A 12,779-nucleotide genomic window follows, 5' to 3' on the forward strand; every position below is an offset into this window, starting at 1 on the left:
TGCAGCCAACGACATCGCGACGGGAAGCGACAACGCGATCGCCGCCCAGCACGACCAACGGTCGACGCGACGACTCCGCACATAACTTCTTCAGCGAGATCTCGAGACCGCCGTCACCAGGCACCGTGATGGAAGTGAAGGGGCCGTTGGGGTCGCGCACAAAAGCGAGGTACTCGGCATACCGCTTACGACCCGAGATGACGTTGTCGCACACCACCAGCGCCCCGCTGCGCAGCTTCGGCGTGACCAGTTTCAGCGCGGGAAGCGCCATGGGAATCCAGATGTCGACGAGCATGAAATCGACGGGCGCCGACACGTCTTTCAGCGTCTCGCGCAGGTCGCCCTCGAGGATGCGCACGTGTTCGTACAGGCCCGCCGCTTCGAGGTTGGCGTGGGCCGCGGCCGCCTTGTTGGACTCGTGCTCGGTCCCGATCACCACCGCCTCGTCGTCGGGTTGGGAGGCGAGGTTGTCGCGGACGGCCGCCGCCAGGTAGATGGTGGACACGCCGAAGGACGTTCCCGCCTCGACGATCCGACGCGCGCCGATGGAGCGGCACAGCATGTAGCACAGCTCCGCCTTGTGGGGGTCGAGCGCGACGAGTTTGTCGGCGAGCCAGCGCTTGGCGTCGGCGGACTGGGTGAGGTCCTCGGTGTTGCGGCGAAGGAGGTTCGTCAGCGACCTGAGCAGGATCGGGGCGACCGCGGCGCGGGACTGGCGGCGGCTGCGCTCGTGGAGACCCCGCACGACCTCGGCGGCGCGAGGGTCCAGGGGCGAGGGTGCGTGGGAGTCGGGGACGGTGTCCGATGGGGATGGGGTGCCCACGGGCGGGACCTCCTAAAGGCGGCGTCGATGCGAGTGGCGGTCGGGGAGCGTTCGCCCAGCCGCCGATGCGCGATCAGTTTAGCTTAGGCTAACCTAAATGCAAGGGATGCGACTCGTGGTCTTGTGACGCCTCGCAAAGAACCACGGGCGGCGTGTTCCGATACGAGTCGCTGGCCTGGGAATCCAGGGTTCAATTCGATTCCCAGGCCAGCGGCCTTCGGCGTTCAAGCCACGGCCCCGAGAACCATTGCGCCGCAGTGGCTCTCGAGCCCCGCGACCGTGGTCGGTCCGCAATTGTCGCCAGTGGGCCGTGCCGGTCGCGTTGTTGACCTAGGCTGATTCGGGATCCTATTGGGCTGAATGCGTCGCCGTCAGGTTCGGAGCAGTCATGGACGACAACAAACCCGTCTCGTTCGCCAAGTCACTGTTCGCGGGGAATCTGCACGCGGACATGGTCTTTCCGTACCCCAAGCTGGGCAGGAGCGAAGCGCGAACCGTGTCCGGCCTGATCACCTCGGCCACGGACCTGCTGGAAGCCGAATACGACCCCGCCGCGGTCGAGAAGCAGGGCTGGGTCGGCGATGACATCATCCGCGGACTGGGCGAACGCGGCCTGCTGGGCTTGTACGTGGCCCGCGAATACGGCGGCCAGGGACTGTCGCAGACCGGGTACTGCCGCGTGATGGAGGAGTTCGGCGGGATCGACGCGACGCTGTCGGTGGTGATGGGGGTGCACCAGTCGATTGGCATGAAGCCGATCCACCTGTTCGGCACCGAGGACCAAAAGGGCCGGTTCCTGCCCGATCTGGCCGCCGGACGCAAGCTCGCGGGGTTCGCCCTGACCGAGCCCGGCGCCGGGTCCGACGCGCACGGCATCCAAACCTGGGCCTCCAGGCAGACCGACGGCTCGTATGTCCTGAATGGGGAGAAGCGTTGGATCGGCAACGGCGACAAGGACGTGCTGTGCGTCTTCGCCGACAGCGACGAGGGCCACGTGGCGCTGATCGTGGAGGGACACTTCGACGGGGTCGACGCGTCGTATCGGTACGAGACCCTTGGCCTGCGGGGCAACAGCCTGCGCCACATTCGCTTTCGCGACGTCCGGGTGCCTCCCGAAAACGTGCTCGGTGAGGCCGGCGAGGGGTTCCGCATCGCGATGCACACCCTCAACAATGGACGAATGTCGCTCGGCACTGGCGCGGTCGGTGGCGCGAAAAGCCTGATAAGGCAGGCGATCCAACACACCGAGGAGCGCGAGCAGTTCTCGCGTCCGCTGTCGGAGTTCGAGCTGGTGGAGGACAAGATCGGCTGGATGGTCAGCTACCTGTACGGCCTGGAGTCGATGGCGTACCTGACCACCGGGCTGGTCGACACGGGCGTGAAGGACTTCGCCGTCGAGTCGGCCATGGTTAAGGTCGCCGCCAGCGAATACCTGTGGTACGCGGTAAACCGCGTCTTTCAACTGTTCGGCGGCGCCGCGTACATGGCCGATTCCCCGATCGCCAAGACGCTGCGCGACTCGCGGATCTTTCCCGTTTTCGAGGGTTCCAACGACGTGTTGCGGGCGTATACGGCGCTGTCGGGACTGAAAACCGTGGCCGACTCGTTGGGAGACCTCAAGAATCTGACCCTGTCGGCTCCTATTGAGAGCATCGGGGTCTTCGCCGAGTACGTTGTGGAGCGAATCTCGCGAACGGTATCGCCCGACAAGATGGACCAGGCGCACCCACGGCTGAAGCCGCTGGCCGACTCGGTGTCGAACCAGGTGGTGCATCTGCGTGCGACCACCGAAAAGCTGCTTCGGCTGTACGGCAAGGACGTCGAGCTGCGGCAGCGGCAGCAAAAGCGTCTCGCCCACGCCACCACCGACATCTACGCGCAGATCGCCACGATCTCCCGCACCAGTTCGCTGTTCTCCAGCCAGGGCGTGGAGACCTCCGGGCAGGAGCGCTACATCGCGACGTCGTTTTGCCAGCGGGCGGCCAAACGGGTCGCCAACCAGTTCGATCGCGTGGACGACAACGACGACGAGCAGCTGCGTTCGATCGCGCGGCTGTCGTACAACCGCGGCGGGTACACCGCGCAGGGCCCGGCATAGGAGACCGTGGGTTGCCGTGAGATCGGGGACCCCGGGAGGCATGGCTCCGCAACGACTCCCGGGGACCCAGATCCTCAGTCGACGGTGGCGAGCTTCGCCCGCACCACCGACGCGGAATTGCCGCGTATCAACGCGATCATCAGCGTGGCCAGCACCGCCGCCACCGCGAACACCGCGAAGCCCCACGTCGACAGGCTGCTGGCCACCAGGACGCCGCCCAGCCACGGTCCGAAGACCGCGCCGAAGCGCCCGATGCCCGACACCCAGCCCAGGGCCGTGCCGCGCACGCCGGGCAGGTAGTAGTTGCTGGTGGACGAGTAGATCAGGGTCTGGGCGCTGAACAGGAAACCGCCCGTCAGGAAAACGTCCACATAGGTGATCCACAGCGGCATCGGCACCGCCAGCAGCGCGACCCCCACGGTGGTGGCCGCGAACCACGCGATCGCCACGGGGCGGGCCGATCCCAGGCGGTCGGCGAGCGAGCCCGCCACCAGCATGCCGACGATGCCGCCCGCGTTGATCACCAGCAGGAAGCTGATCGCCGAGCCCAGGTTGTAGCCCTGGTCGCGCATCATCGTGGGCAGCCAGGTGTTGACGCCGTACACCAGCAGCAGGCCCATGAAGGACGCGATCCAGAACAGCGTCGTGGTGCGCCACAGTGGACCCGTAAAGAGGGAGCGGAGGCTGCCGCGGTGGCGGTCGGAGTCGCGTTCGGGGGCGAAGGACTCCAGGGAGACACCGTGGCGGTCGGCGAGCGCCCGGGCCTTGGCGGTGCGTCCCGCCGCGACCAGGTTCGTGATGGATTCGGGCAGCCACAACAGGATCGCGGGCAGCGCCAGGACGACGGGGGCGGCGCCGAACCAGTAGACCGAGCGCCAGCCGAGGGCGGCCACCACGGACGCGGCCACGCCGCCCGCGATCGCGCCGCCCGCCTGGTGGGCCGTCATGAGGATCGTGACTCCAATGTGGCGACGGGCGGGCGCGGTGTACTCCATGACCTGGGCGATCGCGGTGGGCAGCAGGACGCCGAGCCCGATGCCCGCGACGAAGCGGGCGGCACCGAACACGGTGACGGTGGGGGCGGCGCCGCAGACCGCGGCCGACAGACAGAACACCACGACGCCCGTGGCGATCACCTTGCGGCGGCCGACGCGGTCGGCGATCACGCCCGCCGACAGGGCGCCGAGCAGCATGCCGAAGGTGTTGAGGCTGCCGATGTTTCCCGCCGCTCCGGGGGTGAGGCCGAAGCCCTTGTCGTCCAGGACGCCGGGAAGGCTGGCGCCGTAGACGAACAGGTCGAGGCCGTCCAAAAGGACCAGGAACCAGCACAGAACGGTGACGCGAATGGACAGTCGTTTGAGGGCGGTGGAGGGAGGGGTCAATTCGGGTGAGGACATCGCGGTCCCCTTTCGCTTCAGCCCTCGCGGGCTATTTCTTCTGGGGTGGGTGTGCCGTGGGTGTGGAACGACTCGATGGTTCGCAGACCCCACGCCTGGCCTTTGGCGCGCTCGGCTTGCGTCCAGTCGACGGTCTTCCAGTCGGGGGCCAGGACGAGGCGGGCCGCGGCGTTGCACAGCTCGATGCGGTTGCCGCCGGGTTCGTAGACGTAGAGGAAGAAGGTCTGCTGGATGGCGTGCTTGTGCGGGCCCGTCTCGATGAAGACGCCCTGTTCGAGGGCGAGGTCGCAGGCGCGCAGGATGTCGTCGCGGGTGTCGGCGGCGAACGCGATGTGGTGGAGGCGGCCCTCCAGGCCCAGGTTATCGCGGGTGTAGACGACGTCGTAGCCCTTGTTGGTGAACGTGGTCCAGGCGCCCGCGATCAGGCCGTCGTCGTTGACGATCTGCTCGGTGGTGTGGGCGCCGAGGACGTCGGTCAGGAAGTCGCGGTTGGCGCGCGGGTCGCGGCCCAGGAAGTTGACGTGGTCGAGGCGGCGCACGCCCACGCCGTGGCCGGGGCGGGCCTCGGCCTGGTTCTTCAGGGACGGACGGGTTTCGGCCCCGGGGGTGAACCATTCGGTCTCGTAGTAGACGCCGAGTTCGTGGCCGTCGGGGTCGGTGAACACATAGGTGGGTCCGAAGCCCGGCTCGCCGTCGCGCCAGCCGACGCCGTGGCCGGTGGCCTCGAGGGCCGAGACCAAGCGGCCCAGGGCCTCGGGGCTGGCGGCGCGCAGATTGGTGCGCCCGATGCCCGCGCTGGAGCGGGCCGTCAGCGTCAGGGTGTGATGCTCGTAGTCGTCCCAGGCTCGCAAGTAGACGGTGTCGTTGTCGGTGCCCGCGACCCGCAACCCCAGGAAGTCGGTGAAGAACGCGACGCTGGCGTCCAGGCGCGGGGTGAACAGTTGCGGGTGCGCCAGGTGAGCGACTTCGTGACGAACGGCCATGGACGGTCCCCTTCAGACTCTCGGAAAAACATTGCCCGCGAACAGCTTTCGGGCGGTGCGGACGACGGACGCGGAACGGCAGCGCGGCGGGGAGACGGCGGTGTCGAGGTCGATGTCGACCAGGAGATGACCCGAGGGGTGCTCGATGTCCACACGGGAGGATTCGCGTTCGATCAGTCCGTGGCCCGCCGCGCCGGGGGTGAGCACGGCGGTGGCGGCGCTGATCGCCGCGAACACGCCGATCGCGGGGTGGGGGTTGACGGGGATGAAGGCGCGGGCGCACAGGTCGCCGCCGTCGATGGGGCTCGAGACGAGCACGGTCTTGGGGACCGTTGAGGAGGGGTCGTCGTCGAGCCCCATCAGCGGGGCGGCGGTGCGGCGCAGGCGATCCACGCGCTTGAGCAGCGCGTCGTCGGCGGCGAGGCCGGCGTGGGGTTCGTGGCCGTCGAGGCGGAGGTCGCGGGCGCGGGCCACCACCACGGGCATCCCGTTGTCGACGCAGGTGACCTCGACACCGTCGACGACGTCCGTGACGCGGGACGTGGGGAACAGGCCCGCCTCGGAGCTCGCCAGGTCCTCGAAGGTCAGCGTCACGGGCGCGGCGGTGCCGGGCACGCCGTCCGTCGCGGTGTCGCCGTCGTAGCGGGGGCGGCCGTTCAACAGCGGGAACCGTGCCGTGGCAACGCTGTCGGAGTTGACCATGCGGATGCGCACGCGACCCTCGTCGCCATCGGCGGACACCAGGCCCGACTCCACGGCGAACTGGCCGACGCCCGCCAACAGGTTCCCGCAGTTCTGGCGGTCGGAGACCGTGGCCTCGTCCACACCGAGCTGCAGGAACAGGTAGTCCACGTCTATGTCGGGGCGCGGCGACGGCGAGACGACCGCGACCTTGCTGGTCAGCGAGGTCGCGCCTCCCAGGCCGTCGATCTGGCGGGGGTCGGGGGTGCCCATGACGCGCAGCAGCAGGTCGTCGCGCTCGGCGGCGTCGGACGGGAGGTCGTCGGCGAGGAAGTACGCGCCCTTGGAGGTGCCGCCCCGCATCCACACGCACGGGATGCCGTCGATGGCGTTCATGTGCCCTCCTCGGCGAGATGGTCGCTATAGGACACGTAGCGGATTCCCAGGTCGCCGAGGCGTTCCCGCAGCCCGTAGCGGTCCAGGCCCAGCTCGCCGTCGGCGAACGCGGCGCGGCTGGCGTCCTCCTTGGCCACGCGCGCCGCCGACAGTCGGCGCACCTCGGGCGCCCTGCCACGCGGCACCCGCGCCACGCCGTCGTCGTCGGCGACGATCACGTCGCCTGGGTGGATCACCTGGCCCTCAAGGGTTATCGGGACGTTCACCGCCCCCGCCGTGGCCTTCACCGTGCCCTGCGCGCTCACCGCGGTCGACCAGGCGGGGAAGCCCATCTCGCGCAGCTCGGCGACATCCCTTACCCCGCAACCCAACACGACGCCGCGCACCCCGCGGTGGCGCAGCGCGGTGGCGAACAGCTCGCCGAAGGCGCCGTCGCTGGACGGGGAGTTGGTGGCCACCACCAGGACGTCGCCCGCGCGGCACTGCTCGACGGCGACGTGGATCATCAGGTTGTCGCCCGGCCAGCACAGGACGGTCACGGCGGTGCCGCCGACGCGCGCCCCCGACCACGCGGGGCGCAGCCTCGGGCCCAGGTAGCCGACGCGCCCCGCCGCCTCGTGCACGGTGGCGACGCCGTATTCGCCGAGAGCCGTGGCATCCTCAAGGGAGGCTCGGGGCGGGTCGGTGACGACGACTGTCTTCATTGGCTCTCCTCGCTTGTCAGGGCGCGCAAGGTATCCCGCGTGGCCGTGGCGATGGTGGACGCCACGCCGAGGTCGTCGAGTTGACGGGCGGCGGCGTCCATCTCCTCGGCGCGGCGCTGGGCGTGCAGGTGGGTGCCCGTGATGAGGCGGCGCAGCGTGTCGGCGTCGAAAGACTGGAGCTCGGAGGTCAGGTGCTCGGCGAACCACTCGGCGCAGCCCGCGGCCTCGGCGCCCGCGGTCGCCTCCACCACGGCGGCGGCGAGACCCTTGTAGACGACGCTGCGCAGCAGCTTGCGGGAGCTGGCCGCCCCGACACCGCCTGGCACGACCTCGACGCCCACCCCGAAGGTCTCCATCATGGACGAGAACGCGACGGCGTCGACCCCCGAGGCGTACATGGGCGTCCGCAATCCCTTGGCGGGGACGGGAGCCATGATCGCCACGTCCACAAACCTCACCCCTGGCGCCAGCTCGGCCATGGCTCGCTTCAGGGCGGGGGAGGCGGTGTTGGCCTCGGCCCACACCGTTCCCTCCCGCAGCCCAGGAAGGCTGGCCCGCAGGGTCGCCTCGGCCTCGGCGCCGCTGGTCAGGCTGAACACCAGCGCCGCATCCCGCACGGCGTCGGCGTCGCTGGAACGAAGCTCCACACCCGACAGCGAGGGGCGTTCGGGTCCGAGGTCGCGCGACTCCCTCGGCCGCGGCGAGGCGGGGGGCGGCAAGTCGCGTGGTGCGCTGGCCGCTGGGGGCAAGTCTCGTTCGTCTACACGCGACGCTGGCGGCGGCTCAGGTCTGAGGTCGCGCGACTCCCTCGGCTGCGGCGGGGTGGTTTGCGGGTCGCTTAGTGGTTCGTGGGTTCCCGACGGCGGGGGTTGCCTCAGGGCGAGGTCCTGCGACTGTTTCGGCCGCGGCGGGGTGGGGGACGGATGGCCGAGCGGCGCCGAGGCATCCGACGGCGGGGGTTGTTTCGGGGCGAGGGGTCGATCGTCCATGTTCGGCGGTGCCGCCGTCTTCGGGTCATAGGCGCGTACGTTGGCGCCCAACGCCACCAGGTCGTGGGCGAAGGCGGAGCCCGCCTCGCCGAGGCCGAGGATCGCGATCCGAAGCGGGGTGGTCATGACAGTCGGTCCGTGACCTGCGGGTAGTGGCGCGCGAACGCCTCCGCCTTGGTGTCGTGGGGGAGGCCGAGATTGGGGCCCGCGTTGCGTCGCAACTGGACTCCGCGGCGGGCGGCGAGATCCTCGTAGTAGGCCCACATGTGGGGCTGGGCGGCCAGGCAGTGCATCGCCTCGCGCTTGGTGTCGAAGCCCGCGGTGATGTCCAGCAGCACGTCGGGGTGGAAGCCCGACATCTCGGGTTGGTGGGGTTCGAAGCTGAACACGGGCGGGGCGCCGAGCGGGTCGCCTGGCGCGTCGTAGCCGATGGCCTGGGCCAGGATGCGGGCGCTCATCGCCATGCGGGCGGCGGCGGGGTGGTCGCCGTTGTACGGATCGGCGAGGGTGTGGGTCAGGACGACGGTGGGGGAGGTGTCGCGGTAGACGCGCACCAGGGAGTCGACCAGGTCGGGGGACTCGACGAGCGGGTAGTCGCCCGCGTCCAGGAAGCGGACGTCGGCGCCCAGCACGGCGGCGGCGGCCTCGGCCTCGCCGCGGCGCAGCGCCTTGATCTCGTCCAGGGACTGGCCCTCGCGCCACGCCTTGGCCGACTCGCCGCGCTCGCCGAAGCTGAGACACACCACCGTGGCCCGTTCGCCGCGCTGGACGGCGGTGGCGATGGCGCCGCCCGCTCGCCAGACGAAGTCTCCCGCGTGGGCGCTGATCACCAGCATGGATTCGGAGGTCATGCTGGGACCCTAGCTTTATGTCGGCAAAATTGTCAACAATTTGGTTCACAGTCTTCGGGATGCGGGACGGTGACGATGTGGATCAGCCCGAGGAGTCGAGCGCGGCGATCACGCTGTCGAGATGGTCGCGCATGGCGCGCTCGGCGGCGGGCGCGTCGCCCGCGATCACGGCCTCCACCACCGCCAGATGCTCGCCCAGCGACACCTGCGGGCGGCCAGGACGCAGCGACAGCTGAAACTGGTGGCGCACGATCTGGGCGTTGAGCCGCCCGATGAGCTCGGCGGCCGTGGACTGGCCCGCGATCTCGCGCAGCGCGGCGTGCATCTCGTGATTGAGGCTGGAGTAGCGCAGGGGTTCCCCGTCGCGGACGGCGGCGGTCAGCTCGTCGGCGTAGGCGCGCAGCCGCTTCGCGTCGGTCACCGACACCCGCCGCGCCGCCTTCGCGGCGATCAGGCCCTCCAGCACCTTGCGGCATTCCAGGATCTCCACCGCCTGCGCCAGCGACACCGTCCGCACCCGCGCCCCGCGGTGGTGCACCCGCTCGAACAGGCCCTCGGCGACCAGCTCGTCGATCGCCGCCCGCACGCTGCTGCGGGTCACGCGGAACCGCTCGACCAGCTCGGCCTCGACCAGCCGCTGGCCGGGCGCGACCTCGCCGCGTATCACGGCCTCGCGGAGCCGTTCGGACGCGAGGGTCTTGCCGTCCTTGCCCCCGACCTCCGAGTTGTCCGCCACCGACCTCACCCCGATTCTCCACGCGCGGCGCTTTGATCGAGATTATGCCAACGTTTTTGGCGACAATCACCCTGGTCCGAGACTGACGTGGGGAACCGTTGGCGCGCAACGGTTCCCCACGGTCACATCAGGAGTGGAAGTCGAGCTCGGGATTATCGGCGCTCGGGCTGTCCAGGATCGGGCGGTGCTCGCCGCGCAGGTGAACGTCCAGGAACGCCGACACCAGCTCGCGGGTCAGCCGCGTCGCCCGCCTCTCGTCCAGCTGCGCGGGCGGCATGCCGAACTGGTCCAGCAGCAGCCCGATGTCGGTGAACGACACGTGCTCGGTGCCCTTCATCCTGACCCAGCGCTTCCAGCCCGCTGAGTGCTTCCACGCCTCGGTCCAGGTCTTGTCGTCGTGGTCGATCAGGTGGCCCAGCAGCATGAACGGCTTGCGGCTTTCGGTGGTGGGCAGCGCGTCGATCGTGCCGTCGATGTTCATCGCGGCCTTGACGCGCTTGTCGTCGCGCAGCACCGAATAGCCGGTGGCGCCGCCCAGCGAATGGCCCACCATGGCGATGCGGTGGCGGTCGATGAGCCGCGACCACGGGCTGTGGTGGTCGGTGAGCTGGTCGAGCACGAAACCGACGTCCTTGACGCGGCCCTTCTCGGCCTTCTCCGCCTCACCCTGGTCGCACGCCTCGCACTCGGTCACGTGGCCGTCGGGGAACTGCGTCACCGACTCGTAGTTGTGCCCGACGACCGCGGCGATGTAGCCCCGGCTGGCCAGGTCCTCGGCCAGGCCCGTCAGGCTCGCGCGCGGCTTGCTGAACCCCGGCGACACCACGACCAGTGGGCGCTTCCCCAAGGAGCGCAACGGTTTGGCGTCGTCGCGGGCGTACATCTTCACCTTCGACAGCGAATCGGGCGGCGCGTCGAACTCGGACTGCTTGAGGAACAGCTCCGACTCCTTGGGCGTCATGTACTGCGCGGCCCCGCCCGTGTCCTTCTTGGACGGGTAGAACATCGAGACCATCAGCTCGCGGCGCTCGGACGGCACCCACGGGTCGGCGCGGTCGGAGTCGACCAGGTGAAGCTGTGCGCGGCCCACGGAATCGTCGCCCGTGGGCTGGAGCAGCTCCAGCTGTGGCGGCTCGGCGGTGTCGGCCGCGGCGTAGGCGTAGGCGCCCGTCCCCGCCAGCGCGGTCACCGCGACCGCCGCCGCGGCGATCAGCTTGCGATGCATGAGAAATCCTTTCGACGTTGATGCGTCGAAAGCTACGAAACCCTTGGGGTGGGCCACATCCGTCCGCGGACGTAATCGCCGTCAACCCCAGGGGGATTTCGCGGACGCATCGGCCGTTGGGCATATGCCCCTGGATTACCCGTCTCGCTCGCGCGGCCGATGCGCGACCCGCCGCCACCAGCGACAATGGCCCGATGTCGATGAACCTGTGGCGCGAGGCGGCCGCGTGGGTGTGGCGCCCGCGCGGGCCACTGCCGCGGCCCGAACCCCACAACCTCGCCTTCGACGGGCTCGTCGTGCTGTTGGGATGCGTCACGATCGTCCACTATGCCGCCGAACGCGTCGACTTCCTCCACGCCGAGGGCACCTGGTCCGAGGCGCTCATCATGGCCGTGACCCTGGTGTCGACGCTGAGCCTGTTGGCGCGCAGGCGATTCCCGCTGGCCGTGCTGTGGATCGTCATGGCCGCCGTCGCCGTCACCCCCACCGACCTGCCCCGCCTCACCTACTACCAGCTGGTGCTCGCCGCGTACAGCGCCGCCGTCTACAGCCCCTATCTGGTGCCGACCGTGCCGAGCCTCGGGCTGGCGGTGTGGCAGGTCGCCTCCTTCCCCGACGTGATGCCGCCCGCCATTCCCGTGCACCGCGCCGCGATGACCGTGATCGTGCCGATCGTGTTGGCCGCCATCGGTTTGCGGTTCTGGAAGATGCGCGCCGACTCCAGCCGCGCCCGGCTGTCCTCACTGGAGCTGAGGCGGGCGGGGGACCTGCGGCACGCCGCCGAGGCCGAACGCTCCCGCATCGCCCGCGAGCTCCACGACGTCGTCACCCACAACGTCAGCATGATGGTGATCCAGGCGGGCGCGGCGCGCAAGGTGCTGGACGCCTCGCCCGAGCAGGCCCGCGAGGCGATGCGCGCCGTCGAGGACGGAGGGCGCGCCGCGCTGACCGAGCTGCGCCACACCATGGGCCTGTTGACCGTCGACGAAGACGAGCCCGACCTGGCCCCGCAGCCGGGTCTGGGCATGCTGGACGGGCTGGTGGCGCGGGTGACCTCGGCGGGGCTGCCCGTGTCCGTCACCGTGGCGGGGGATGAGCGCGCGCTGCCCGCGGGCGTCGACCTCACCGCGTACCGCGTCGTGCAGGAGGCGCTCACCAACGCCATGAAGTACGCGGTCGGATCGTCCGCCGCCGTCACCCTCGACTATGGACCCGATCGGCTGCGCATCGCCGTGGCGGACACGGGCGGCGGCACCGACCCCGCCGCCACGGGCAACGGTCGCGGCCTGATCGGCCTGCGGCAACGCCTCGACATGTACGGTGGCAGCCTGCGAAGCGGCCGCGAGGGCGGCGGCTTCGCGGTCGAGGCCGTCATTCCGTGGGAGGCGCCGTGAACGAGGCCCCGCGCGTCGTCATCGCCGACGACCAGGCGCTGGTGCGGGCGGGGTTTCGCATGATCCTCGCCGCCGACGGCATCGACGTGGTCGGCGAGGCCACCACGGGTGTCGAGGCCGTGGAGCTGGTGTCGCGGCACCGACCCGACGTGGTGTTGATGGACATTCGCATGCCCGAGATGGACGGTCTGGAGGCCACCCGCCGCGTCCTCGCCGAGGCGACCGAGGCGCCGCGGGTCATCATGTTGACCACCTTCGACCTGGACCGCTACGTGTACGCCGCCCTGGTCGCGGGCGCCAGCGGGTTCCTCCTCAAGGACGTCACGCCCGAACACCTCACCGCCGCGGTTCGCCTGGTGCGCACGGGGGACGCGCTCCTGGCGCCCGCCATCACCCGCCGCCTGGTGGAGCGGCACGCGCGCGACCAGGCGCCGAAGCCGTCCGTCCACAAGGACTTGAAGGCGTTGACGCCGAGGGAGCTGGAGGTGTTGCGGCTGTTGGC

At 69.9% G+C, this 12,779-nt stretch carries 12 protein-coding genes; 3 read left to right on the forward strand and 9 right to left on the reverse strand.

All coding sequences use genetic code 11. The features are described 5' to 3' along the window. Positions 1 to 823: O-methyltransferase (locus VE172_RS18800; RefSeq protein WP_324803500.1), on the reverse strand; the 823-nt coding region annotated here is incomplete at its 3' end. A 388-nt stretch (positions 824 to 1,211) separates the two neighbouring features. Between VE172_RS18800 and VE172_RS18805 the strand changes: the two genes are divergently transcribed. Beyond that, positions 1,212 to 2,921: an acyl-CoA dehydrogenase family protein gene (locus tag VE172_RS18805; protein ID WP_324803501.1), complete on the forward strand. Its 1,710-nt coding sequence runs from the start codon at positions 1,212 to 1,214 to the stop codon at positions 2,919 to 2,921. 74 nt (positions 2,922 to 2,995) lie between these two features. Here the strand turns inward: VE172_RS18805 and VE172_RS18810 are convergent, their stop codons facing one another. The 8 genes from VE172_RS18810 to VE172_RS18845 all read right to left on the reverse strand — a co-directional run bounded on the left by VE172_RS18810 (position 2,996) and on the right by VE172_RS18845 (position 10,883). Further along, positions 2,996 to 4,318 carry an MFS transporter gene (locus VE172_RS18810; protein ID WP_324803502.1) on the reverse strand — a complete coding sequence of 441 codons (1,323 nt, stop codon included), beginning with the start codon at positions 4,316 to 4,318 and terminating at the stop codon, positions 2,996 to 2,998. 17 nt (positions 4,319 to 4,335) lie between these two features. Beyond that, positions 4,336 to 5,301: a VOC family protein gene (locus VE172_RS18815; protein ID WP_324803503.1), complete on the reverse strand. Its 966-nt coding sequence runs from the start codon at positions 5,299 to 5,301 to the stop codon at positions 4,336 to 4,338. Positions 5,302 to 5,313: 12 nt separating this feature from the next. Further along, on the reverse strand, positions 5,314 to 6,378 hold the full coding sequence (locus VE172_RS18820; protein ID WP_324803504.1) for a 4-oxalomesaconate tautomerase: 1,065 nt from the start codon (positions 6,376 to 6,378) through the stop codon (positions 5,314 to 5,316). Next, entirely contained in the window at positions 6,375 to 7,082 is a 708-nt protein-coding gene (locus VE172_RS18825; RefSeq protein ID WP_324803506.1) for a 4-carboxy-4-hydroxy-2-oxoadipate aldolase/oxaloacetate decarboxylase, read from the reverse strand. Before VE172_RS18825 ends, VE172_RS18820 begins: the two co-directional genes overlap by 4 nt. Then, on the reverse strand, positions 7,079 to 8,197 hold the full coding sequence (locus VE172_RS18830; protein WP_324803507.1) for an NAD(P)-dependent oxidoreductase: 1,119 nt from the start codon (positions 8,195 to 8,197) through the stop codon (positions 7,079 to 7,081). Before VE172_RS18830 ends, VE172_RS18825 begins: the two co-directional genes overlap by 4 nt. Then, positions 8,194 to 8,922 carry a PIG-L deacetylase family protein gene (locus VE172_RS18835; RefSeq protein WP_324803508.1) on the reverse strand — a complete coding sequence of 243 codons (729 nt, stop codon included), beginning with the start codon at positions 8,920 to 8,922 and terminating at the stop codon, positions 8,194 to 8,196. Before VE172_RS18835 ends, VE172_RS18830 begins: the two co-directional genes overlap by 4 nt. 82 nt (positions 8,923 to 9,004) lie before the next feature. Then, positions 9,005 to 9,658, reverse strand: a complete 654-nt coding sequence (locus VE172_RS18840) for a GntR family transcriptional regulator (RefSeq protein WP_324803509.1) — start codon at positions 9,656 to 9,658, stop codon at positions 9,005 to 9,007. 127 nt (positions 9,659 to 9,785) lie between these two features. Next, on the reverse strand, positions 9,786 to 10,883 hold the full coding sequence (locus VE172_RS18845; protein ID WP_324803510.1) for an alpha/beta hydrolase family protein: 1,098 nt from the start codon (positions 10,881 to 10,883) through the stop codon (positions 9,786 to 9,788). Between the two features lie 194 nt (positions 10,884 to 11,077). Between VE172_RS18845 and VE172_RS18850 the strand changes: the two genes are divergently transcribed. Together VE172_RS18850 and VE172_RS18855 are read left to right on the forward strand one after the other, a co-directional pair. Continuing rightward, positions 11,078 to 12,277, forward strand: a complete 1,200-nt coding sequence (locus tag VE172_RS18850; protein ID WP_324803511.1) for a sensor histidine kinase — start codon at positions 11,078 to 11,080, stop codon at positions 12,275 to 12,277. Then, a partial coding sequence (locus VE172_RS18855) for a response regulator (RefSeq protein WP_324803512.1) occupies positions 12,274 to 12,779 on the forward strand: 506 nt, incomplete at its 3' end. The genes VE172_RS18850 and VE172_RS18855, both read left to right, overlap by 4 nt.

This window comes from Stackebrandtia sp. (genome assembly GCF_035643755.1).
Taxonomy (GTDB): domain Bacteria; phylum Actinomycetota; class Actinomycetes; order Mycobacteriales; family Micromonosporaceae; genus Stackebrandtia.

Excerpts from the sequence above, each read along its gene's own strand:
- VE172_RS18815 (WP_324803503.1), bottom strand. The coding sequence starts at position 5,301 with ATGGCCGTTCGTCACGAAGTCGCTCACCTGGCGCACCCGCAACTGTTC.
- VE172_RS18830 (WP_324803507.1), bottom strand. The coding sequence starts at position 8,197 with ATGACCACCCCGCTTCGGATCGCGATCCTCGGCCTCGGCGAGGCGGGC.
- VE172_RS18810 (WP_324803502.1), bottom strand. The coding sequence starts at position 4,318 with ATGTCCTCACCCGAATTGACCCCTCCCTCCACCGCCCTCAAACGACTG.
- VE172_RS18805 (WP_324803501.1), top strand. The coding sequence starts at position 1,212 with ATGGACGACAACAAACCCGTCTCGTTCGCCAAGTCACTGTTCGCGGGG.
- VE172_RS18850 (WP_324803511.1), top strand. The coding sequence starts at position 11,078 with ATGTCGATGAACCTGTGGCGCGAGGCGGCCGCGTGGGTGTGGCGCCCG.
- VE172_RS18845 (WP_324803510.1), bottom strand. The coding sequence starts at position 10,883 with ATGCATCGCAAGCTGATCGCCGCGGCGGCGGTCGCGGTGACCGCGCTG.
- VE172_RS18835 (WP_324803508.1), bottom strand. The coding sequence starts at position 8,922 with ATGACCTCCGAATCCATGCTGGTGATCAGCGCCCACGCGGGAGACTTC.
- VE172_RS18820 (WP_324803504.1), bottom strand. The coding sequence starts at position 6,378 with ATGAACGCCATCGACGGCATCCCGTGCGTGTGGATGCGGGGCGGCACC.
- VE172_RS18825 (WP_324803506.1), bottom strand. The coding sequence starts at position 7,082 with ATGAAGACAGTCGTCGTCACCGACCCGCCCCGAGCCTCCCTTGAGGAT.